Origin of the sequence: Ideonella sp., assembly GCF_036277275.1 — a bacterium.
Classification (GTDB): Bacteria; Pseudomonadota; Gammaproteobacteria; order Burkholderiales; family Burkholderiaceae_C; genus Ideonella.
Window position 1 is genome coordinate 1 of sequence record NZ_DASUNH010000163.1, and the last position, 22986, is coordinate 22986.

The window sequence follows — 22986 nt, forward strand, 5'->3', positions numbered from 1 at the left end:
AACACGACCCCATCGAGCGGATTGGCGCGGATCGACTCCTCGACGTCCATGCTGCAGAGGTTCCGGAAGAGCATCGTGCTCGGTCGCATCAGCATCTCGCCGAGGCTCATCACCGGAAACTCGAGCGGGAAACCGCCGGCCTCGTAGACCCCGCGCTTGACGAACTCGGCCAACTCGCGAAAGTGGCCGTTGCAGGGCGTGAGTTCGCTCCAGGTGTTGCAGATGCCGATGATGGGCCGGCCGTCGAACATGTCCTCCGGATAGCCCTGGCCCTTCATCCAGCTGCGGTGAACGAACCCGTCGCGATCGGTTCGTCCGAACCAGGCCTGGCTTCGTCGGGCCGGCTTCTTGGGCGCCATTGCATGTCTCCTTGCTCTTGACGCGGCGCATGCTATCCCCGCACACTGATATTAGAAAAATAGAGAAATCAGTTCGTTGTATATCCAAAATGACATACATGCAGGATTCACCGTCATGACCACCTCTTCCAGCAGCCTCACCGCCAGCTACCCGAGCCTGCGCGACCGGCGTGTTTTCATCACCGGCGGCGGCTCCGGCATCGGCGCCGCGATGGTCGAAGCCTTCGTCGCGCAGGGGGCGAAGGTCGCCTTCATCGACATCGCCGAGGGCGCCAGCGCGGCACTGGTCGAATCACTGAAAGCTGCGGGCCGCACCGCGCCCTGGTGGCGGTGCTGCGACGTGCGCGACATCGGCGCGCTGCAGGCGGCCATCCGCGATGCGGCAGCCGAACTCGGCGACTTCGAGGTGCTGGTCAACAACGTGGCCAGCGACGATCGCCACACGCTCGAAGCGGTGACGCCCGGCTACTGGGACGAACGGATGGCGATCAACGAGCGCCCGGCTTTCTTCGCCATCCAGGCCGTCGCTGCGGGCATGCAGCGGCTGGGCGGCGGGTCGATCGTCAACCTGGGTTCGACCGGCTGGCAGACCAAGGCCGGCGAGTACCCGTGTTATGCGATCGCCAAGTCTTCTGTCAACGGACTGACGCGCGGCCTCGCGGCCAGCCTTGGCAAGGACCGCATCCGCGTCAACACCGTGTCGCCTGGGTGGGTGATGACCGAGCGGCAGGTCCAGCTGTGGCTGACCGCCGAGGGCGAGCAGGCGATTGCGCGCAACCAATGCCTGCCCGACAAGCTGCAACCGCAGGACGTCGCCGCGATGGTGCTGTTCCTCGCGGCGGATGACGGCCGCATGTGCACCGCGCAAGAGTTTGTCGTCGACGCCGGTTGGTCGTGAACAGGCCCTAAGCGACGTCGGCCATGTCCAGCTGTGTGCCGTAGATCGCCAGCGCGGCGTTCTTCAGCGCGCGCAGCATCACCTTGGCCGCTGGCGACAGCAGCTTGTCGCTGCGGGTGATGAGGCCGAAGGCGTCCATCTTGCAGGGCAACTGGATCGGCAGCAGCGCGACCATGCCGTGCTCGGCGTAGTAGCGCGCCACGTCGCTGGCCACCACGCCGAGCAGATCGCTTTGCTGCAGCATCTTGGTCAGGAACAGCAGCGCACTGGTCTCGACCAGGTTGACCGGCGCGTCCAGCCCCTCTTCCTGGAACATCAGCTCGAAGCGGTGCCGCAGCACGCTGCCGGCAGCCGGCACGATCCAGCCGGGGCTGACCAGGTCGCGCAGCGTCAGCTTGGGCACGGCCAGCAGCGGATGGCCCGGCCGCGCGATCGCCGACACCGGCTCCTCGACCAGCGCCTCATAGCGCAGGTCGCTCTTGTCGTGGCGTTCGAACAGGCGGCCGATGACCATGTCGAGCTTGCCCTGCGCCAGCCGCTCCATCAGCACGTCGCTGGTTTCGATCTGCAGCGAGATGCGCAGGCTCGGATGCTCTTCCTTGACCTGCGCCACCGCTGCCGGCAGCAGCGTCATGCCCGGTGCGGTGATCGCACCGACACTGACCTGGCCGAAGCGGCCGGCCTTCAGCGCCTCGATCTCGTCGTGCGCGGCCGACAGGCTGGCCAGCGCCATCCGGGCGTGGCGGATCATCGTTTCGCCGTACCAGGTGGCCCGCATCCCACGCGGCAGCCGGTCGAACAGCTGCACACCCAACGTCTCTTCCAGGTCCTTCAGCAGCTTGGACGCGGCCGGCTGGGTCATGCTCAGCATCTGCGCGGCGCGGTTGATGTTGCCCTCTTCCTCCAGCGCGACCAGCAGCAACAGCTGGCGGGTCTTCAGTCGGGCGCGGATGGACCAATGGGTGTAGTTCGTCGACATATCACAAATCGTATATGGATTAGTGTCAACAATCTATTAGAAAGTTATCGTTCGACTTCGTACCATCCGCGCCAAATCAAGGCCGTGCATCAACAACGGCCTGCAGGAGACACGATGCGCCAGATCCCGTCCTTCGACGTGCGACCTTTCGACCTTGGCTGAAGCGATGCAGCCCACGCTGAAGCACTTCATCAACGGCCGCTGGGAAACCGGCGTGACGCTGGGCGTCAGCGAGAACCCGTCGGATCTGTCCGAGGTGGTGGCCGAGTTCGCCCGTGCCGACGCCGCGCAGGCCGAGACCGCCATCCGCGCCGCCGCCGATGCGCGAGACAGCTGGGCCGACAGCGCGCCGCAGCGGCGCTTCGATGTGCTGGACACGATCGGCAGCGAGATCCTGGCCCGCCGCGACGAACTGGGCCGGCTGCTGGCACGTGAAGAAGGCAAGACCTTGCCCGAGGCGGTGGCCGAGGCGACGCGGGCCGGCCAGATCTTCAAGTTCTTTGCCGGCGAGGCGCTGCGCCAGACCGGTGAGAGGGTGCCGTCGGTGCGGCCGGGCGTCGAGGTCGACATCACCCGCGAGCCGGTGGGGGTGGTCGGCCTGATCGCGCCATGGAACTTTCCGTTGGCGATCCCGGCCTGGAAGATCGCGCCGGCGCTGGCGCATGGCAACACCGTGGTGTTCAAGCCTGCCGAGCTGGTGCCGGCCTGCGCCCACGCCTTGGCCGAGATCATCAGCCGCGCGGGCTTGCCGGCGGGGGCCTTCAACCTGGTGATGGGCAGCGGACGTTCGGTCGGCCAGACCCTGGTCGACCATCCGCTGGTCGATGCGATCAGCTTCACCGGCTCCACGTCGGTCGGCGAAGGCATCCTGAAAGCCGCGACCGCACGCCGTGCAAAGGTGCAGCTCGAGATGGGCGGCAAGAACCCGCTGGTCGTGCTCGACGACGCCGATCTGGGCCGAGCACTGGACTGCGCGGTGCAGGGCGCCTTCTACTCAACCGGCCAGCGCTGCACCGCGTCGTCGCGAATCATCGTCACCGCCGGCCTGCACGGCCGCTTCGTGCAGGCGTTGCGTGAGCGCACCCAGGCGCTGGTGGTCGACCATGCGTTGAAGCGCGGCAGCGAGATCGGCCCGGTCGCCAGTGAAGCGCAGCTGGCGCAGAACCTGTCGTACGTCGAGCTCGGCCGACGCGAAGGCGCCGAATGGTTGACCGGCGGCGAGCGGTTGCAGCGCGACACGCGCGGCCACTACATGAGCCCGGCACTGTTCCTGGCCGAGCCGCAGCACCGGCTGGCGCGCGAAGAGATCTTCGGCCCGGTGGCCTGCGTGATCCGCGCGGCCGACTACGACGAGGCGTTGGCACTGGCCAACGACACGCCATACGGGTTGTGCGCGGGCATCTGCACCGCCTCGCTGAAGCACGCGACGCACTTCAAGCGCCACGCGCAGGCTGGCATGGTGATGGTCAACCTGCCCACCGCCGGTGTCGACTACCACGTACCGTTCGGCGGCCGCAAGGCGTCCAGCCACGGCCCACGCGAGCAGGGCCGTCACGCGGCCGAGTTTTACACCACCGTGAAGACGGCCTACACGCACGCGTCCTGACCGGCGCGCCACTTTCCGCACCACCAAGCACGAGCCCGAAAGAGGAGACAAGCATGAAGACATCTCGCCGCACCGCTGTTACGACGCTGGCTGCAGCCGCGCTGGCCGCCGGCTTCCCGTTGAGCGCGCTGGCGCAGAAGAAGCTGGTCCTCGGCTTCTCGCAGATCGGCGCAGAAAGCGAATGGCGCACCGCCAACACCGAGTCGATCAAGTCGGCCGCGGCGGCGGCCGGCATCGAGCTGAAGTTCTCCGACGCGCAGCAGAAGCAGGAAAACCAGATCAAGGCGATTCGCTCGTTCATCGCGCAGAAGGTCGACGTGATCGCCTTCTCGCCGGTCGTCGAATCCGGCTGGGAGCCGGTGCTGCGGGAGGCGAAGGCGGCCAAGATCCCGGTGATCCTGACCGACCGCGCGGTCAACGTGAAGGACGACTCGCTGTGGGTCAGCTTCATGGGCTCGGACTTCCTCGAAGAAGGCCGCAAGGCGGGCCGCTGGCTGGTCGAGAAGAGCAAGGACGTGAAGGGCGACGTCCACATCGTCGAGCTGCAAGGCACGGTGGGATCGGCCCCGGCGATCGATCGCAAGAAGGGCTTCGAGGAAATCATCAAGGCCGACCCGAAGTTCAAGATCGTGCGCTCGCAGACCGGCGACTTCACCCGCGCCAAGGGCAAGGAGGTGATGGAAGCCTTCCTGAAGGCCGAGGGCAAGAAAATCAATGTGCTCTACGCGCACAACGACGACATGGCGATCGGCGCGATCCAGGCGATCGAGGAAGCCGGGCTGAAACCGGCCAAGGACATCACCATCATCTCGATCGACGCGGTCAAGGGCGCCTTCGAGGCAATGATCGCCGGCAAGCTGAACGTCACCGTCGAGTGCAGCCCGCTGCTCGGCCCGCAACTGATGTCGGCGGTGAAAGACCTGAAGGCCGGCAAGACACTGCCCAAGCGCATCGTCACCGAGGAATCGGTGTTCCCGATGGAAGTGGCGGCGAAAGAATTTCCGAATCGCAAGTACTGACCGAACAACGGGCCGCGCAAGACCAGGCCGACGGGGCGCTCTGCTGCGCTCATGTCCCCCGCCGTCGGTCTTCGACCGCCGGCTCCTCCTTTACTTCGCTTCGCAGAACACCCCGCCGGCCTGGTCAGGCACGGTCTTCGCAACCCGGACCAGCAGACGCCGCGGATGGCCGAGGGGGCCGGGTGACCGGCGAAGCGAAGTAAAGGGGGAGGGCCGGGCAAAGCCCGGTCCGGAGGACATGAGCGCAGCCGGTTGCCCGGCTCCCTCGGCTCGCGCAAACCCTGGGGCAAGGCAGCGAGCACCGCAAAGATCACTGTAGGAGACATGAATTGAAGACGACGATCACCAAGTTGCTGACAGGCGCCGCGCTGGCGTTTGCCGTGTTGTTGCCCTCTGCCTTCGCGCAAGACAAGGGCCCGGTCGGCATCTCGATGCCGACCAAGTCCTCGGCCCGTTGGATCGCCGATGGCGACAACATGGTCAAGTACTTCAAGGACAAGGGCTACAAGACCGACCTGCAGTACGCCGACGACGACATCCCGAACCAGCTGGCGCAGGTCGAGAACATGATCACCAAGGGCGCCAAGGTGCTGGTGATCGCCGCGATCGACGGCACCACGCTGTCCAACGCGCTGCAGAAGGCAGCGGACAAGGGCGTCAAGGTCATCGCCTACGACCGCCTGATCCGCGGCTCGAAGAACGTCGACTACTACGCCACCTTCGACAACTTCCAGGTCGGCGTGCTGCAGGCCAGCTCGATCGTCGACAAGCTCGGCCTGAAGGCCGGCAAGGGCCCGTTCAACATCGAGCTGTTCGGCGGCTCGCCCGATGACAACAACGCCTTCTTCTTCTACGACGGCGCGATGAGCGTGCTCAAGCCCTACATCGACTCGGGCAAGCTGGTCGTGCGCAGCAAGCAGATGGGCATGGACAAGGTCGGCACGCTGCGCTGGGACGGCGCTGTCGCGCAGGCGCGGATGGACAACCTGCTGTCGGCCTTCTACGGCAAAGAAAAGGTGCACGCCGTGCTGTCGCCGTACGACGGGCTGTCGATCGGCATCCTGTCGTCGCTGAAGGGCGTGGGCTACTGCACCGCGCAGCAGCCGTGCCCGGTCGTCTCAGGTCAGGACGCCGAGGTGCCGTCGGTCAAGTCGATGCTGCGCAACGAACAGAGCTCGACCGTGTTCAAGGACACGCGTGAACTGGCCAAGGTGACAGTCGGCATGGTCGATGCCATGCTGAGCGGCAAGGCGCCCGAGGTCAACGACACCAAGACGTACAACAATGGCGTCAAGGTCGTGCCGTCGTACCTGCTCAAACCGATCTCGGTGGACTCAAGCAACTGGAAGGCAGCCCTGGTCGACAGCGGCTACTACAAGGAAAGCCAGCTGCGCTGAGCTTTGCGATCGAAGCAGTACCCGCCGGTCCACCTATCCGCTCATGAGCACGCTCCTGCAGATGCGCCACATCCGGAAGACCTTTCCGGGCGTGGTCGCACTCGACAACGTCAACCTGAGCGTGCGGGCCGGCGAGATCCACGCGGTCGTCGGCGAGAACGGCGCCGGCAAGTCGACGCTGATGAAGGTGCTGAGCGGCGTCTACCCGCATGGCTCGTACGAAGGCGAGATCCACTTCGACGGCGTCGAGCGCCGGTTCGGCGGCATCGCCGACAGCGAGCACCTGGGCATCATCATCATCCACCAGGAGCTGGCGCTCGTGCCCGGCCTGTCGATCGCCGAGAACATCTTTCTCGGCAACGAGCCGGCGCGGCGCGGCGTGATCGACTGGACCGAAGCGCACCGTCGCTCGCGTGAGCTGTTGGCCAAGGTCGGCCTGAAAGAGCCGACCACCGCGCTGATCAGCGACCTCGGGGTCGGCAAGCAGCAGCTGGTCGAGATCGCCAAGGCCTTGTCCAAGCAGGTGCGGTTGCTGATCCTCGACGAGCCGACCGCGAGCCTGAACGAGACCGACAGCGATGCACTGCTCGAGCTGCTACTCGAGCTCAAGCGCCAGGGCATCGCCTGCATCCTGATCTCGCACAAGCTGAACGAGATCGCCAAGGTGGCGGATTCGATCACCGTGCTGCGCGACGGCTCGACCGTGGCCAGCATGGACTGCCGTGGCGGAGCGCCGCAGCAGAACGTCATCATCAACCACATGGTCGGCCGCGAGATGGCCGACCGCTACCCGCGCCGCACGCCGAAGATCGGCGAGACGGTGTTCGAGTTGCGCAACTGGCGTGTGCACCACCCGCAGCACGCTGAACGTGAGGTCATCAAAGGTGTCGACCTGGCCGTGCGGCGCGGCGAGATCGTCGGCATCGCCGGCCTGATGGGCGCCGGCCGCACCGAGTTGGCGATGAGCGTGTTCGGCCGTTCCTGGGGCCGCCGCATCAGCGGCCAGGCGCTGATGAATGGCCGCGAGATCGATGTCAGCACGGTGCAGAAGGCGGTGGCGCACGGCATCGCCTACGTCACCGAAGACCGCAAGTCGCTCGGCCTGGTGATGGGTGACAGCATCGCTCGCAACACCTCGCTGGCCAACCTGCCGGGCGTGGCGCGTGCGGGCGTGATCGACGAGGGCCGCGAGTTCGCGGTCGCCACCGATTACCGGCGCAAGCTGGCCACCCGTTGCTCGGGCGTGCAGCAGCAGGTGGTCAACCTGTCGGGCGGCAACCAGCAGAAGGTGGTGCTGGCCAAGTGGCTGTTCGCCAACCCGACGCTGCTGATCCTCGACGAGCCGACGCGTGGCATCGACGTCGGCGCCAAGTTCGAGATCTACAGCCTGATCGCGCAACTGGCCGAAGAGGGCCGCTCCATCCTGGTGATCTCTTCGGAGATGCCCGAGCTGCTGGGCCTGTGCGACCGCATCTACGTGATGAACGAGGGCGAGTTCGTCGCCGAGTTCGATGCGGCCGAAGCCTCGCAGCAGAAGATCATGCATGCCATCGTGAATGCCGGAAATGAGTGCAGTGTCTGAAACCGAACCCGGCGCACGCAGCGGCGCCGCCTCTTCATCGCCATCGGCAGCGCGCTTCCTGAAGCAGAACCTGCGCGAGTACGGCATGTTGCTGTCGCTGATCGCGATCATGGGCTTCTTCCAGGTCATGACCGAGGGCACGCTGCTGCAGCCGCTGAACCTGACCAACCTGGTGCTGCAGAACAGCTACATCGTCATCATGGCGCTGGGCATGCTGCTGGTCATCGTGTCGGGCCACATCGACCTGTCGGTCGGCTCGGTCTGCGGCTTCATCGGCGCACTGGCCGCGGTGCTGATGGTCGAGTACGGCTGGCACTTCCTGCCCGCGGCGCTGGTCTGTCTGGTGGCCGGCGGCGTCATCGGCGCGGCGCAGGGCTGGTTCGTCGCCTACTTCAAGATCCCGTCGTTCATCGTCACGCTGGCCGGCATGCTGGTCTTCAAGGGCCTGGCGCTGGCGTTGCTGCAAGGCCAGTCGGTCGGGCCGTTCCCGGAAGAATTCCAGAAGCTCAGCTCCGGCTTCATCCCCGATCTGCTGGACGGCAGCGAGATGAGGTGGACCTCGCTGCTGCTGGGCGTGGCGGTGGCCCTCGCGATAGCGGCGGTGGCCTGGCGCGAGCGCGGCCGGCACAAGCTGCACGGCATGGAGGTGGAGCCCACGGTGTTGTTCGTGGCGCGCAACACGGCCTTTGCCGCCATCCTTGTCGCGCTGAGCTGGTTGATGGCCTCGTACAAGGGCCTGCCGAACGTGCTGGTCATCATGTTCGTGCTGATGGTGGCCTACGAGTTCGTCACCAGCCGCACGACCATCGGCCGCCGCATCTATGCGCTGGGCGGCAACGAAAAAGCCGCGCGGCTGTCCGGCATCAAGACCGAGCGGCTGGCCTTCATGACCTTCGTCAACATGGGCGTTCTGGCTGCATTGGCGGGGCTGGTGTTCGCCGCGCGGCTGAACACCGCAACGCCGAAGGCCGGCCTGGGCTTCGAGCTCGATGTGATCGCGGCCTGTTTCATCGGTGGCGCGTCGGCCTCGGGTGGCGTCGGCCGCGTGATGGGCGCGGTCATCGGTGCGTTCGTGATGGGCGTGATGAACAATGGCATGTCCATCCTCGGCATCGGCATCGACTACCAGCAGGTCATCAAGGGCCTGGTGCTGCTCGCGGCCGTTTGTGTTGACGTCTACAACAAGAACAAGTAGGCGATGAGCAAGCACGGCACCCCGGTACTCGAGTTGATCGGCATCAGCAAGCGGTTTGCCGGCGTTCAGGCATTGCGGGACGTCGCGTTGAGCCTGCGCGCCGGTGAGGTGCATGCGTTGATGGGCCAGAACGGTGCCGGCAAGTCGACGCTGATCAAGGTGCTGACGGGTGTGCATACCGCAGATGCCGGCGAGATGCGGCTGGGCGGTGAACCGATCCGCCCGGCGTCGCCGCTGCAGGCGCAGGCCATCGGCCTGTCGACCGTCTACCAGGAGGTCAACCTCTGCCCGAACCTGTCAGTGGCCGAGAACATCTTCGCTGGGCGCTTCCCGCGCCATGGCTTGGCCGGCGGCTGGCGCATCGACTGGAAGAAGGTGAATGCCGACGCGCGAGTCTTGCTGGCACGGCTGAACCTCGAGATCGACGTGACGCGGTTGCTCGGCACCTACCCGGTCGCGGTGCAGCAGATGGTCGCGATCGCCCGTGCATTGCTGGCCAAATCGCGGGTGCTGATCCTCGACGAACCGACGTCGAGTCTGGACGCGGACGAAGTGGCACGCCTGTTCGCATTGTTGCGCCAGCTGCGCAGCGAGGGGTTGGCGATCCTGTTCGTGACCCACTTCCTCGACGAGGTCTACGAGATTGCCGACCGTATCACGGTGCTGCGCAACGGCGAGCGTGTCGGCGAATACCTGACGAGTGAGTTGAACGCACCCGCGCTGATCAGCGCCATGATCGGCCGCGAGTTCCACGCCAGCACGGCGGTCCTGACGGCGACCGATGGCATCGCTCGCGAGCCGTTGCTGGAAGCGACCGGCCTGGCGCGCCGCGGCGCGATCGAACCGCTGGACATCGAGCTGCGCGCCGGCGAGGTGCTGGGCCTGGCCGGGCTGCTGGGCTCGGGCCGCACCGAGCTGGCCCGGCTGCTGTTCGGCATGGACAAGCCCGACGCTGGCGAACTGCGCCTGCGCGGCCAGGCGCTGAAGCTGCCCACGCCAACCCAGGCCGTGCGCCACGGGCTGGCGATGTGCCCGGAAGACCGCAAGGCCGAAGGCATCGTCGCCGACTTGTCGCTGCGCGAGAACATCGCATTGGCGTTGCAGGCGCGGCTCGGGGTCTGGCGTTGCATGAGCCCGCAGAAACAGCAGGCACTGGCCGAGCGCTTCATCCAGCAGCTGGGGATCAAGGCGTCGGATGCCGACATGCCGATCGGCCAGCTGTCTGGCGGCAACCAGCAGAAGGCTTTGCTGGCGCGCTGGCTGGCCACCGAGCCGGCGCTGCTGATCCTGGACGAGCCGACGCGCGGCATCGATGTCGCCGCCAAGCAAGACATCATGGACCAGATCCGAGCGTTGGCAGGCGGTGGCCTGTCGGTGTTGTTCATCTCGTCCGAGCTGGACGAGGTGGCGCGGCTGTCCGATCGCGTGGTGGTGATGCGCGAGCGGCGCAAGGCCGGCGAGCTGCCCGGTGGCAGCAGCGAGGCGGCGATCTGCGCCGTGATTGCGGGGGCCGCGGCATGATGAAGAGGCTGATGGCGCATCGCCTGTTCTGGCCATTGGTCACCTTGCTGCTGATGCTGGCCGTCAACGCCAGCTTCAACCCGGGCTTCTGGCAGCTGCATTGGCGCGACGGCCACCTGTACGGCAGCGTGATCGACATCCTGAACCGCGCCGCACCGCTGGCCATCGTCTCGCTCGGCATGACGCTGGTGATCGCGACGCGCGGCATCGACATCTCAGTTGGCGCGGTGGTCGCGATCAGCGCCGCGGTCGCGGCCTGGATGATCGGCGGCCAGCTGGTGATGCAGGATGGTGCGCAGGTCTACGCCAGCCGCTTCCCAATGAGTCTGGCGTTGGCCTGCGCGCTCGGGGTCGCACTGCTGGCAGGGCTGTGGAACGGCCTGCTGGTCGCCGGTGCCGGCATCCAGCCGATCATCGCGACGCTGATCCTGATGGTCGCCGGGCGCGGCATCGCGCAGCTGGTCACCGAGGGCCAGATCATCACGGTCTACTATCCGCCGTTCTTTTTCATCGGCGGCGGTTTCCTGTTCGGCTTGCCGTTCTCGCTGTTCATCGTCGGCGCAATGTGGCTGCTGCTGCAGCAGGCGCTGTCGCGCACCGCGCTGGGCTTGTTCATCCAGGCCATCGGCGTCAACCCGGCGGCCGCGCGCATGGCCGGTGTGCGGCAGCGGCTGATCACGGTTTGTGTCTACGGCTTCTGCGGCCTGGCCGCGGGCGTGGCCGGCTTGCTGCTCAGTTCGAACGTCAAGAGCGCAGACGGCAACAACGCCGGGTCGTTGATGGAGCTGGACGCGATCCTCGCGGTGACCTTGGGCGGTACCTTGCTGACCGGTGGCCGCTTCAGCCTGGCCGGCAGCGTGATCGGTGCGCTGGTGATCCAGACGCTGACCTCGACGATCTACTCGATCGGCGTGCCGCCCGAGGTGAACCTGGTCGTCAAGGCCGCGGTGGTCTTCGTCGTGATGCTGCTGCAGTCGCCCGAATTCCGCCGCCAGGCACACCGGCTGGTGTTCCGGCCTGCACCGGTTCAACCGGGGGCGGCATCATGACGCCTGCGAAGATCATGGCCATGCCACCTCCCTCTGCCGCACCTACCCGGCCGGCTGCGCGCGGCCTCAGCGCGGCGCAGTGGCCGCTGGCGCTGACGGTGATGCTGTTCACCGCGATGGCGTCGTACGGCTCGTTCGCGTATGAAGGCTTCTTCTCGGCCCAGGTCTTTCTGAACCTGCTGATCGACAACGCGTTCCTCGTCATCGTCGCGGTCGGCATGACCTTCGTGATCCTGTCAGGCGGCATCGACCTGTCGGTCGGCTCGGTGATTGCGTTGACCACGATGATCCTGGCGACGCTGGTCGAGCGCCATGGCTGGACGGCGGCAGGCGCCATTCCCGCGGTGCTGTTGCTGGGCACCTTGTTCGGCGCCTTCCAGGGCCTGCTGATCCAGCGCTTCCGCCTGCAGCCTTTCATCGTCACGCTGGCCGGCATGTTCCTCGCGCGCGGGCTGTGCTATCTGATCAGCATCGATTCGATCAGCATTGGCAACGAAGGTTTCTCCGAGCTGGCACAACTGCGCTTCGAGCTGTGGGATGGCGCTTCGCTGTCGGTTGGCGCGCTGATCGCGCTGGCGGTCGTCGCGGTCGGCATCTACCTCGCGCACGGCACGGCGTTCGGCCGCACGGTCTACGCGATCGGCGGCAACGAGCAGTCGGCGCTGCTGATGGGCTTGCCGGTCGCCCGCACCACGGTGCGGGTCTATGCGCTCAGCGGTTTCTGCTCGGCGTTGGCCGGCGTGGTGTTCGCGTTCTACATGCTGTCGGGCTACGGCCTGCATGCAATGGGGCTGGAGCTGGACACGATCGCCGCGGTGGTCATCGGCGGTACCTTGCTGACGGGCGGTGTCGGTTATGTCGCTGGCACGCTGTTCGGTGTGCTGATCCTCGGCGTGATCCAGACGCTGATCAGCTTCGACGGGACCCTGAGTTCCTGGTGGACGCGCATCGTCATCGGTGCGCTGCTGTTCGCCTTCTGCCTGCTTCAACGCCTGTTCGAAGCCGGCCGCGGCCGCTCGCCGCCATGACTGGCCCGCCGGCGGGCTGAGCCCGCTTCCCACTCGTTCACTGACCTGGCTGATGCGAGGGACTTTTCCCGACGCAGGGCAACGCACGCCTGCGCGTTTTCACAAACCAATGACGGAGACAAAAGCGATGACCCGATTGATGACCTGCGCGGCCGCACTGCTGCTCGCGCCTGCCGCCCACGCTTTCGACTACAGCGGCTATTTCCGCGCCGGCCCTGGGGCGACCACCGAAAAAAACGTCTCGCGCGCCTGCTATGGCCTGTCGGGCCCGGGCCTGAAGTACCGCCTGGGCAACGAATGCGACATCTACGGCGAGTTCACGCTCGGCCATGACGCGAAGGTCGAGGGCATCGACGTGCGCGGCGTGCTGATGACCAATTTCTACAACAACGCCACCGACTCGGGCGACGAGGACCTCGGCATCGAGCAGATGTACGCCGAGATCAAGGGCGTCGACATCTCGCCGACGACCGTCTTCTGGATCGGCAAGGAGCGCGGCCGCCGCGGCGACGTGCACATCGTCGACACCTTCTTCACCGAGATGAAGGGTGTCGGCGCCGGCGCGAAAGAAATCGGCGCTGGTCCCGGCAAGCTCGGTGTCGCCTACTACAAGACCGACGGCGACGAGGTCAACGCCGGCCACCGGCTGAATGCCGAGTTCTACGACTGGGGCGTCAACCCGGGCGGCAAGTTGAGCCTCGTCGGCACCTTGACCAAAGCCACGGAAGGCGCCAAGGGCGGTGCGCTGTCGGTGCGCCACGTGCAAGACGGTGTCCTCGGCGGCGCGAACAGCCTCTGGCTGCAGTACGCGCAGGGCACGGCGGCGCTGAACAGCAACTTCGGCGACCTGCTGGCCGATCGCCGCACCAAGGCCTGGCGCGTGGTCGAAAGCATCCACTGGCAGCAGGGCAACTTCGGTGGCCAGGCGATCGCGTTGTGGTCGCAGCAGCAGGCGCCCGATGCCGTGACCGGCGACAGCCTGAAGACGACCTCGATGTCGCTCGGCGGCCGGGTGTCGTACGCGGTGACGAAGAACTTCAAGCTGCTCGGCGAGCTGGGCCTGTCGCAGGTCAAGCCCGAAGGCCAGGACACGCAGCGGCTGACCAAGTTCACCTTCGCGCCGACGCTGGCGACGGGGCCGGGCTTCTGGAACCGGCCGGAGCTGCGGCTGTACGTGACCCACGCCAAGTGGAGCGGCGTCAATGGCGCGGTCGTCACCGGCGAGAGCGCGTTCGACGGCAAGGAGTCGGGCACCAGCTACGGCGCGCAGGTCGAGATCTGGTTCTGACCGGATTGACCCTGGATCGGCGGCGATCGGTTTGACAAGCCGGGCGCTTGCCGCCAACGTGTGCCGCACGACATCACGCACATCGACCATGCCACCTGCCTTCATCGGGATCGATTGGGGAACCACCCACCGCCGCGCCAGCCTGCTGGCGAGCGATGGTGCACTGCTCGCGCAGCAGCACGACGACCAGGGCGCGCTGGCCTGCGCCGGCCGCTTCGGCGAGTCGCTGCAGACCTTGCTCGCGCAGTGGCCCGAGGCTGACAACGACGTACCGGTGGTGATGGCCGGCATGGTCGGCTCGGCGTTGGGCTGGCAAGAGGTGCCCTATGTCGACGCGGCAGCGCCGCTGCGCCAGTTGGGGGCACGACTGGCCCCTGTGCGTGATGCGCCTGCCGGCCGGCGCTGGGCCATCGTGCCCGGCGTGTGCTGGCGCGGCGAGCATGGCAGCGTCGATGTGATGCGCGGCGAAGAAACCCAGCTGCTCGGTGCCCTGCAACAGCTGGGCACCGCAGGCGATGAAGGCTGTTACCTGCTGCCCGGCACCCACAGCAAATGGGTGCGGTTGCGTGGTGGTGCAGTGGCCAGCCTGCGCACCTGCATGAGCGGCGAGCTCTTCGCGCTGTTGCGCGAACGCGGCACCTTATCTGGCGCGATGAAAACCACACCGGTCGAAGCCGTGCCGGACGGGGTGGCGTTCGCGCGCGGCATCGCCGATGCGGCAGACGGCGTGTTGAGCCACACCTTGTTCGGCGCGCGGGCGCGGGTGGTCACCGGTGCGATGCCGGCCGAAGAAGCCGCCGCTTACGTCAGCGGCCTGTTGCTCGGCAGCGAGTGGCATGAGTACGTGCGCCTTGACGCCAGTCGGGGCGGCGTGGTGCGCGTGATCGGCGAGCCGGCCCTGGCGCGGCTGCACGCACAGTGCGCCGCCCAACTGGGTCGCAAGGTCGAACTGCTGGACGCCCGAGCGGTACAACTGGCGGCCTGGCAGGCCCTGCGTGCATCGATGGAGATCCGCTGATGACAACCCATGTCTCGACCACCTGGCCGCCCCAGCCGCCGCTGGTGGCCATTCTTCGTGGCCTGACGCCGGCCGACGCGACCGATGTCGGTCGGGTCTTGCTCGACGCCGGCTTTCAGGCATTGGAAGTGCCGCTGAACCGTGATGGCGCGCTGGAGAGCATCGCGCAACTGGTGAAACTTGTGCCCGCCGACGTGGCCGTCGGTGCCGGCACCGTCACTCACGCGGCGCAGGTCGATGCGGTGGCCGCGACCGGCGCGAACCTGATCGTGTCGCCGCACCTGGACTTGGCGGTCGTGGCGCATGCGTGTGAATTGGGACTGCGCAGCGTGCCCGGTGTCTTCACCGCCAGCGAGGCGTTTGCGGCATTGCGTGCAGGTGCCGACGCGCTGAAACTCTTCCCGGCTGAAGCCATGCCGCCGGCCGGCCTGCAGGCGTTAGCCAGTGTGCTGCCTCCCGGCACCGAGCTGTGGCCGGTCGGGGGCGTCACGCCCGAAAGCATGGCGAACTGGCGCCGCCATGGCGCGACCGGCTTCGGCATCGGTGGTGCGCTGTACAGGCCGGGTGTCTCGCTCGCCGTGTTGCGCGAGCGGGCACAGGCCTTTGTCGCAGCCTGGTCCGCGATCGCTGCGGGTCAGTAGGTTTCCAGGTGCAGCCGGCCCTGCTGCTTCAGCGCAACGGCGATCTGTTCCCAGTTCAAACCGGCTTGCTGCGCCACATCGCGCAGCGTCAGCACCACCCCTTCTTCCATCGCCTTCAACCCGCAGACGTAGAAGTAAGCGTTCGGGTCTGACAGCAGCGGCGCCAGGTCGGCTGCGCGCTCATGCATCAGGTCTTGCACATAGCGCTTCGGCTGGCCGGCCGTGCGGCTGAACGCGAGGTTGATGTCGATGAAGTCCTTCGGCAGGTTCTGCAACGGACCGAAGTAGGGCAGTTCTTCCTGGCTGCGGGCGCCGAAAAACAGCAGCAGCTTGCCGCCTTCGAATTTGCCGGACGCGGGCCCCCAGGCCGCGGCGTTGCCGCGTCCGCCCCCCGAGGGGGACATGCCGTCTAGGGGCGGCCCGTCGCCGGCACGCCTGAGCCGCCGCCGCCACTCCGTCATCGCCCGCATCGGCGCCGAGCCGGTACCGGTGCAGATCATCACGATGTGGCTCTTCGCGTGGTTCGGCATCAGGAAGCTGGTGCCGAACGGGCCGATCACCTGCACCGTGTCGCCGACCTGCAGGTCGCACATGTAGTTGCTGGCGACGCCGCGCACCGGCCGACCCTGGTGGTCTTCGAGCACGCGCTTGATCGTCAGCGAGACGTTGTTGTAGCCGGGCCGCTCGCCGTTGCGTGGGCTGGCGATCGAGTACTGGCGCGCGTGGTGTGGCCGGCCTGCTTCGTCGGTGCCCGGCGGCAGCACGCCGATCGACTGGCCTTCGAGCACCGGGAAGGGCATCGCGCCGAAGTCGAGCACGATGTGATGGGTGTCGTACTCCTTGCCGACCTGGGTGACACGCACGTTGCCGGTCACGGTGGCCGTCACCGACTTCTCCGCGGACTTCGGGCCGTAGAGGTTGGTGTAGGCGTGCGCGGCTGACCAGGGCGGCAGCGTCGCACCGTACTGCGTGGCGTTGAAGGCGGACGCGTCGACGGTGGTGAGCTGCGCGGCGCTGGCGGCCGTGGGCTCGGCGGCGGGGGCAGCGGTTTCGGCATCACCACCGACCAGCGCGGCCCACTGATCGCGGCTCACCTCCGCGGGCAGCGCATCCCAGCCGAGTTGCTCTTCGACGCTGTAGGCCTTGACCTTGGGCACCCGACGGTAGTTGTCGATGCTGCCGGTCGGGCAGGGCGAAATGCAGTCATTGCACCAGTTGCACTTGCTGACGTCGACGACGTAGTTGCGCGAATCGTGCGTGATCGCACCCGTCGGGCACATCGTCTCGCAGGTGTTGCAGCGGATGCAGATCTCGGGGTCGATCAGGTGCTGCTTGATCAGGCCGAGCTCGGCCGGGGCGTTCATGGTGGTGCTTTAGTTGAAGCGGATGTATTCGAAATCCACCGGCTGGCGGTTGATGCCCATCACCGGCGGGGCGATCCAGTTGGCGAACTTGCCCGGCTCGACCACGCGGCCCATCAGCCCGGCGACGAAGGCGCGGTCACCCGGTGTCGGCAGCCACTGGTCGACGCTGGCCGCCCATTCTGCTGCGTTCAGCACGCGGCCGTCCGGCGACACGTTGATGCCCGCCAGTGCGCCGATGTTGCGGTGGAAAGCCTTGTGCGGCGTCTTCAGCCGGAACGGGATGCCAGCCTTTTCGATCACCTTGTTCCAGCGCTCGACACCGGCGACCGAGTCCTTGATGAAGTCGTCGCGCAGCACCTCGTTCAGTGCGTTGAGCATCGGCACGTCTTTCTCGATCAGCGCGCCGTCCTTGGCCTGCAGCACGCGGTAGGTCTGGCCCTTCAGCAGGTGGTCGTCCTGGCGCTTGCCTTCTTCGTAGCGGCCCTTCAGGCCGGTCGAGTAGAAGGTGGCGGCGTTGCTGGATTCGTCGGCGCCGAAGAGGTCGATCGTGACCGAGAAATGGAAGTTCAGGTAGCGCTGCAGCGTGGGCAAATCGATCACGCCGGCGGCACGGAGCTTGGCCGAGTCGTCGGTCTTCAGCTCGTTCATGACCTGGCAGGTGCGCTGGATGACCCGCGACACGCCCGACTCGCCGACGAACATGTGGTGCGCTTCCTCGGTCAGCATGAACTTGGTCGTGCGGGCCAGCGGGTCGAACGAGCTTTCGGCCAACGCGCAGAGCTGGAACTTGCCGTCGCGGTCGGTGAAGTAGGTGAACATGAAGAACGCCAGCCAGTCGGGCGTCTGCTCGTTGAAGGCCTGCAGGATGCGCGGGTTGTCCTGCTGGCCGCTGCGGCGTTCGAGCAGCGCTTCGCCTTCCTCGCGGCCGTCGCGGCCGAAGTACTTGTGCAGCAGGTAGACCATCGCCCACAGGTGTCGGCCTTCCTCGACGTTGACCTGGAACAGGTTGCGCAGGTCGTACATGCTGGGCGCGGTGAGCCCCAGGTGACGCTGCTGCTCGACCGACGCCGGTTCGGTGTCGCCTTGCGTGACGATGATGCGGCGCAGGTTGGCGCGGTACTCGCCGGGGATATCTTGCCAGGCGTCTTCGCCCTTGTGGTCGCCGAAGTGGATCTTGCGGCCTTGTTCGGCGGGGTTCAGGAAGATGCCCCAGCGGTAGTCCGGCATCTTGACGTGGCCGAACTGGGCCCAGCCTTGCGGGTCGACGCTGGTGGCGGTGCGCAGGTAGACGTCGAAGTTCTGCGAGCCGTCCGGGCCCATGTCGTCCCACCAGCTCAAGAAGTTGGGCTGCCATTGTTCGAGCGCGCGCTTGAGCGTGCGGTCGTCGGCCAGGTTGACGTTGTTGGGGATCTTCTCGCTGTAGTCGATGCTGCTCATGATGGTGAGATCCGGTGAGGTGGTAGGGCTTCGACAGGCTCAGCCTGAACGGGTGGGGGCATGGCCATGCGTGGCAAGGCGGCGCCCCCACCCGTTCGCACTGAGCCTGTCGAAGTGCATGGCGTCGATCAGACCCGATGCCAGTCGAACGCGGCCTTGTCGCCTTTGCCGTAAACCTTCAGTGCGCCCTTTTCGCCGACAGCGTTCGGGCGTTGGAAGATCCAGTTCTGCCACGCGGTCAGGCGGCCGAAGACGCGGGTGAACATGTTCTCGGGGCCGTTGAAGCGCAGGTTGGCTTCCATGCCGGTCAAGGCGTCCGGGCTCATCGACACGCGCTCTTCGATCGCGATGCGCGTCTCGTCGGGCCAGTCGATGTCGTCGGGGTTGCTGGTGACCAGACCCAGCGCGAAGGCAGCGTCGGCGTCGAGCGGCTCGTTCAGCTTGGCACGGATCGCGGCGAGCGGATCTTCTTCGCCGTAGAAGCGGCGTTGCAGGCGGCTCTGGCCGGTGGCCATTGGGTACAGGCAGAAATTGGTTTCGCTGACGCTGATCTTCGGCGCCTGGGCTTCGTCGTCCGGCAATGCCAGGTGGTAACTGCGGTCGCAGGCCAGCGCGAGTTCGAGCAGGCTGCCAGCGAAGCACGAGCCGGGCTCGATCAGCGCGAACAGGCTGCGCGACGACACATCGAGCCGGCTGAAGGTGCGGCGCAGGTGGCCGATGGTTTCGCGCACCAGCCAGTGGCCGGCGTGTGCGGTGAGCGTGGCGTCCATCGCCAGCACCGCCGCCACGTCGCCCTGGGTCTTGACCAGCCAGGTGCCGATCTCGGGCTCGTTGGTGCGCATCTCGAGGATCGCATCGTCGAGTTGGCGGGCCAGTGCGAGGGGGTACCAGGCGGCGCCCGCGGATTCGATCGCGGCGACATCGTTCGGCTGCGCACCCTGCGGGCCTTTGACCGTGAAGCTGGCCGTGCGCTGTGCGCGGTTGATCTCGACCGTGACGTGCGGGTAGCGCAAGGCACCGGCTTCGATCGTGCGCTCCAGCGGCGTCAACGCCACACCTTTCGCATCGGCCGGGCGATCGCTGGTCGCAGCCAGCTGCAGCGCGCGCTCCTGCACCTTGGCGGCGAACTGCGCCGGCTTGGCGATTTCGTCGACCAGCCGCCAGGCCTTGGCCTTCTGGCCACGCACGCCTTCGGTGGTGGTGCAGAAGATGTCGGCCAGGTCGTGGCGGACCTTGCGCTTGTCGGTCAGGCGCGTCAGGCCGCCGGTGCCGGGCAACACACCCAGCAGCGGCACCTCGGGCAGGCTGACGGCGCTGGAGCGGTCATCGACCAGGATGATCTCGTCGCAGGCCAGCGCCAGCTCGTAGCCACCGCCGGCGCAGGCGCCGTTGACGGCAGCCAGGAATTTCAGGCCCGAGTGCGCGGAAGAGTCTTCAAAGCCATTGCGCGTCTCGTTGGTGAACTTGCAGAAGTTCACCTTCCACGCGTGGCTTGACACCCCGAGCATGAAGATGTTGGCGCCCGAGCAGAACACCTTGTCCTTGGCACTCGTGACCACCACCGTGCGCACTTCGGGGTGCTCGAAGCGGATGCGGTTGACGGCGTCGTTCAGCTCGATGTCGACGCCCAGGTCGTAGCTGTTGAGCTTGAGCTTGTAGCCGGGCGCCAAGCCGGCGTTCTCGTCGATGTCGCAGGCCAGCGTGGCGACCGGGCCTTCGAAGCTGAGCCGCCAGTGGCGGTAGCGCGACGGGTCGGTCTGGTAGTCGACGCGATCAGGGGTGCTCATGGTCGATCTCCTTCAGGCGCAACAGACGGCTGCCGCGCAACGTAGGAATCATAGTGCATCAATCAAAATGCACGCAAGCACTTTAATGCATTATTTTGCTTGTGTTCGTCACAACGGCAGTTTCAGAGCCTGCCGCACCAGCGCGCGCAGCGCCACGAAGGTCGCATCCAGCGGCTGGGCACTGGTGTCGAGCTTCAGCTCGGCCTTGGAATAGAAGGCGGCGCGGCCGGCGAGGATGCGCTTCAGGTCCTCCATGGCTTCCTTGCTGGCGGCCATCGGCCGCAGGTCGCCCTGGGCCGTGACGCGCGTCATGTGGTCCTCTGCGTCGGCCTGCAGCCAGACGGTCGTGCAGTGGGCCAGCAGCTGGTTGAAGGTGGCGGCGTCCGAGACCAGCCCGCCGGGCGTGGCGATCACCGCCTCGGGATAGATCTGCACCGCCTCTTCAAGTGCGCGACGCTCGTAGCGCCGGTAGGCGTTCATGCCGTACAGGGCCTGGATTTCCGAGATGCTGCAGCCGGCAAACTTCTCGATCTCGCGGCTCAGCTCGACGAACGGGAAGCCCAGGTCATCGGCCAGCATCTGGCCCAGCGTCGACTTGCCGGCCCCGCGCAGGCCGACCAGCGCGATGCGCGAGCTGCGCTGGGCGCTGCCCTGGCCATGTGCGCCGCCGGTGCCCAGCAGTTCACCGATGGCCACCCGCACGCGGTGCAGGCTGGCTTCGTCGCGGTGCTCCAGCAGCTCGCGGATCATCAGCCACTCAGGCGAGGAGGTGGTCACGTCGCCGATCAACTCCGCCAGCGAGCATTGCAGCGCGCCGGCCACCTGCAGCAGCACCAGGATCGACGCGTTGCCGGTGCCGTATTCGAGATTGGCCAGGTGGCGCTCGGACACCTCGGCGGCCAGCGCCACGGCCTTGCGTGTCATGCCGCGGCGCGAGCGCAGCGAGCGCACGCGCTCGCCCAAGGCGACCAGAAACGGGTTCTTGTCATCGCCTGGGCCAGCGTCGCTGCCGGCACCCGGGCTGGCGCTTTCCAGATCGTCGGCAGGCTCGCGCGGATGCAATATAGTGCTTGACATGTTGATTGGGCGGATCTAGAGTTCCTATACGCACAATAGTTCATCCTCCCTGGCTTCGCAAGGCCGTGAACGCAAGGGATGCGCAAGGAGACTGCCGATGTCGCCGAACGGATTTCGAGACCTCTTGGCGCAGACCACGGCCCGCATCGCCGGCCGGCCGCTCGATGCGGCGCTGGACGATTGGCTGAACACCGAATGCGGGCCGTCTTCGGCGACTTTCGTGGCGCTGAAGGCGGCGTGCGAGGCTGGCGTGGCCGAAGGCTGGCTGTGCGAACGTGAGCACGGCGGCATCCGCTACGGCCGCATCTTCAAGCCGGGACCCGAATTGCACGGTTTCTCGGTCGACGTGGTCGACATGAACGACATTGCCGGGCCGCACCACCGCCACCCTCACGGCGAGATCGACCTGATCATGCCGCTCGATGGCGACGCGCTGTTCGACGGGCGACCGGCCGGTTGGTGCGTCTATCCGCCCGGCAGTGCACACCGACCCACAGTCAGCCGCGGCCGCGCGTTGGTTCTCTATTTGCTGCCCGACGGTCGGATCGACTTCACCCGCTGACCTTTCCCCACCCGAACCCCGCGGAGGTCTCACGATGAGCACCGATGTGGCCGCCCCTGGCCCGCGCTTCAACTTCGCCCAGCACCTGATCGAACGCAACGCCAGCCGTGGCGCGAAGCTGGCCTATGTCGACGATATCGGCAACCTCAGCTACACGGCGCTCGCCGAGCGCATCCAGCGCCTGGCGGCTGGATTGACGGCGCTCGGCGTGCGGCGCGAAGAGCGCGTGCTGCTGCTGATGCACGACTGCATCGACTGGCCGGTGAGCTTTCTGGGTGCGCTGTACGCCGGCATCGTGCCGGTGGCGGTCAACACGCTGCTGACCGCTGACGACTACGCCTACATGCTGCGGCACAGCCGCGCGCAGGCGGTGCTGGTGTCGGCTGCGCTGCTGGCGACGCTGCAGGCCGCTTTGGACAAGGCGGCGGGTGAGGGCGGCCATGAGGTCCAGGCGGTGATCGTGTCGCGTGCCGCGGCTGAGCTGCCGGCGGGGTGTCAGGCGTTCGATACCTTGCTCGAGTCACACGCACCGCAGCCCGTGCCGGCAAGCACCGGGCCCGACGATCCGGGCTTCTGGCTCTATTCATCCGGCTCCACCGGCCGGCCGAAAGGCACGCTGCACACGCAGGCCAACCCGTACTGGACGGCCGAGCTGTATGGCGCACCGGTGCTCGGCCTGAGCGAGCGCGACGTCTGCTTCTCGGCCGCCAAGCTGTTCTTCGCCTATGGCTTGGGCAATGCGCTGAGCTTTCCGTTGAGCGTCGGCGCGACAACGGTGCTGATGGCCGAACGGCCGACGCCCGATGCGACCTTCAAACGCTGGGCCCGCGACGCGCACCGCCCGACGGTGTTCTTCGGCGCGCCGACCGGCTATGCCGGCATGCTGGCGTCGCCGAACCTGCCGCCACGCGAGGCGGTCGCGCTGCGCCTGTGCTCCTCCGCTGGCGAGGCGTTGCCGGCCGACATCGGCGAACGCTTCACCGCCCACTTCGGCTGCGAGATCGTCGACGGCATCGGCTCGACCGAGATGCTGCACATCTACCTCAGCAACCGGCCGGGCCAAGTCCGCTACGGCACCACCGGATGGCCGGTGCCGGGCTACGAGATTGAGCTGCGTGGTGACGATGGCCGCGCGGTGCCCGATGGCGACACTGGCGATCTCTATGTTCGCGGCCCGAG

General features: G+C 66.7%; 20 protein-coding genes. 14 read left to right on the forward strand and 6 right to left on the reverse strand.

The features are described from left to right. Nucleotides 1–359, reverse strand: a 359-nt coding sequence (locus VFY73_RS27730; RefSeq protein ID WP_329724821.1) for a dihydroxy-acid dehydratase, incomplete at its 3' end; no start/stop codon positions are given. A 115-nt stretch (nucleotides 360–474) separates the two neighbouring features. Between VFY73_RS27730 and VFY73_RS27735 the strand changes: the two genes are divergently transcribed. Next, complete coding sequence (locus VFY73_RS27735) at nucleotides 475–1257, forward strand: SDR family oxidoreductase (protein ID WP_329724822.1); 783 nt, start codon at nucleotides 475–477, stop codon at nucleotides 1255–1257. Nucleotides 1258–1264: 7 nt separating this feature from the next. Here the strand turns inward: VFY73_RS27735 and VFY73_RS27740 are convergent, their stop codons facing one another. Further along, on the reverse strand, nucleotides 1265–2236 hold the full coding sequence (locus VFY73_RS27740; RefSeq protein WP_329724823.1) for a LysR family transcriptional regulator: 972 nt from the start codon (nucleotides 2234–2236) through the stop codon (nucleotides 1265–1267). Nucleotides 2237–2402: 166 nt separating this feature from the next. Here VFY73_RS27740 and VFY73_RS27745 point away from each other — a divergent pair, with 166 nt between their 5' ends. The 11 genes from VFY73_RS27745 (at nucleotide 2403) to VFY73_RS27795 (ending at nucleotide 15580) form a co-directional block, all read left to right on the forward strand. Continuing rightward, the gene (locus tag VFY73_RS27745; protein ID WP_329724824.1) at nucleotides 2403–3842 is read left to right on the forward strand and encodes an aldehyde dehydrogenase family protein; all 1440 of its coding nucleotides are present in this window, start codon (nucleotides 2403–2405) and stop codon (nucleotides 3840–3842) included. A gap of 53 nt (nucleotides 3843–3895) precedes the next feature. After that, nucleotides 3896–4861 carry an ABC transporter substrate-binding protein gene (locus VFY73_RS27750; RefSeq protein WP_329724825.1) on the forward strand — a complete coding sequence of 322 codons (966 nt, stop codon included), beginning with the start codon at nucleotides 3896–3898 and terminating at the stop codon, nucleotides 4859–4861. 329 nt (nucleotides 4862–5190) lie between these two features. Beyond that, nucleotides 5191–6258 carry a multiple monosaccharide ABC transporter substrate-binding protein gene (gene chvE / locus VFY73_RS27755; protein WP_414654551.1) on the forward strand — a complete coding sequence of 356 codons (1068 nt, stop codon included), beginning with the start codon at nucleotides 5191–5193 and terminating at the stop codon, nucleotides 6256–6258. Between the two features lie 43 nt (nucleotides 6259–6301). Continuing rightward, the gene (gene mmsA / locus VFY73_RS27760) at nucleotides 6302–7840 is read left to right on the forward strand and encodes a multiple monosaccharide ABC transporter ATP-binding protein (RefSeq protein ID WP_329724826.1); all 1539 of its coding nucleotides are present in this window, start codon (nucleotides 6302–6304) and stop codon (nucleotides 7838–7840) included. Next, complete coding sequence (mmsB, locus tag VFY73_RS27765) at nucleotides 7815–9035, forward strand: multiple monosaccharide ABC transporter permease (RefSeq protein WP_414654552.1); 1221 nt, start codon at nucleotides 7815–7817, stop codon at nucleotides 9033–9035. The genes mmsA and mmsB overlap by 26 nt, the downstream gene beginning before the upstream one ends. Nucleotides 9036–9038: 3 nt before the next feature. After that, nucleotides 9039–10556: a sugar ABC transporter ATP-binding protein gene (locus tag VFY73_RS27770; protein ID WP_329724828.1), complete on the forward strand. Its 1518-nt coding sequence runs from the start codon at nucleotides 9039–9041 to the stop codon at nucleotides 10554–10556. An 11-nt stretch (nucleotides 10557–10567) separates the two neighbouring features. Beyond that, nucleotides 10568–11605 (forward strand): ABC transporter permease, encoded by a 1038-nt coding sequence (locus tag VFY73_RS27775; RefSeq protein ID WP_329724829.1) that lies wholly within the window; start codon nucleotides 10568–10570, stop codon nucleotides 11603–11605. 20 nt (nucleotides 11606–11625) lie between these two features. After that, entirely contained in the window at nucleotides 11626–12633 is a 1008-nt protein-coding gene (gene yjfF, locus VFY73_RS27780) for a galactofuranose ABC transporter, permease protein YjfF (protein WP_414654553.1), read from the forward strand. Nucleotides 12634–12760: 127 nt separating this feature from the next. Beyond that, nucleotides 12761–13921, forward strand: a complete 1161-nt coding sequence (locus VFY73_RS27785; protein ID WP_329724830.1) for a carbohydrate porin — start codon at nucleotides 12761–12763, stop codon at nucleotides 13919–13921. Nucleotides 13922–14009: 88 nt separating this feature from the next. Beyond that, on the forward strand, nucleotides 14010–14939 hold the full coding sequence (locus tag VFY73_RS27790; RefSeq protein WP_329724831.1) for a 2-dehydro-3-deoxygalactonokinase: 930 nt from the start codon (nucleotides 14010–14012) through the stop codon (nucleotides 14937–14939). After that, entirely contained in the window at nucleotides 14939–15580 is a 642-nt protein-coding gene (locus tag VFY73_RS27795) for a 2-dehydro-3-deoxy-6-phosphogalactonate aldolase (RefSeq protein ID WP_329724832.1), read from the forward strand. Before VFY73_RS27790 ends, VFY73_RS27795 begins: the two co-directional genes overlap by 1 nt. Here VFY73_RS27795 and boxA read toward each other — a convergent pair. From boxA to VFY73_RS27815, 4 genes are all read right to left on the reverse strand, one after another. Then, the gene (gene boxA / locus VFY73_RS27800; RefSeq protein ID WP_329724833.1) at nucleotides 15574–16944 is read right to left on the reverse strand and encodes a benzoyl-CoA 2,3-epoxidase subunit BoxA; all 1371 of its coding nucleotides are present in this window, start codon (nucleotides 16942–16944) and stop codon (nucleotides 15574–15576) included. The two genes, VFY73_RS27795 and boxA, sit on opposite strands and share 7 nt — an antisense overlap. Nucleotides 16945–16953: 9 nt before the next feature. Then, a complete protein-coding gene (boxB, locus tag VFY73_RS27805) occupies nucleotides 16954–18381 on the reverse strand; it encodes a benzoyl-CoA 2,3-epoxidase subunit BoxB (protein WP_329724834.1) in 1428 nt (475 codons plus the stop codon). A gap of 128 nt (nucleotides 18382–18509) precedes the next feature. Next, nucleotides 18510–20168: a 2,3-epoxybenzoyl-CoA dihydrolase gene (gene boxC, locus VFY73_RS27810; protein ID WP_329724835.1), complete on the reverse strand. Its 1659-nt coding sequence runs from the start codon at nucleotides 20166–20168 to the stop codon at nucleotides 18510–18512. Nucleotides 20169–20276: 108 nt separating this feature from the next. Next, entirely contained in the window at nucleotides 20277–21245 is a 969-nt protein-coding gene (locus tag VFY73_RS27815; RefSeq protein ID WP_329724836.1) for a helix-turn-helix transcriptional regulator, read from the reverse strand. Nucleotides 21246–21342: 97 nt separating this feature from the next. Here VFY73_RS27815 and VFY73_RS27820 point away from each other — a divergent pair, with 97 nt between their 5' ends. Next, complete coding sequence (locus VFY73_RS27820) at nucleotides 21343–21807, forward strand: DUF4863 family protein (protein WP_329724837.1); 465 nt, start codon at nucleotides 21343–21345, stop codon at nucleotides 21805–21807. Between the two features lie 34 nt (nucleotides 21808–21841). Continuing rightward, nucleotides 21842–22986, forward strand: a 1145-nt coding sequence (locus VFY73_RS27825; RefSeq protein WP_329724838.1) for a benzoate-CoA ligase family protein, incomplete at its 3' end; no start/stop codon positions are given.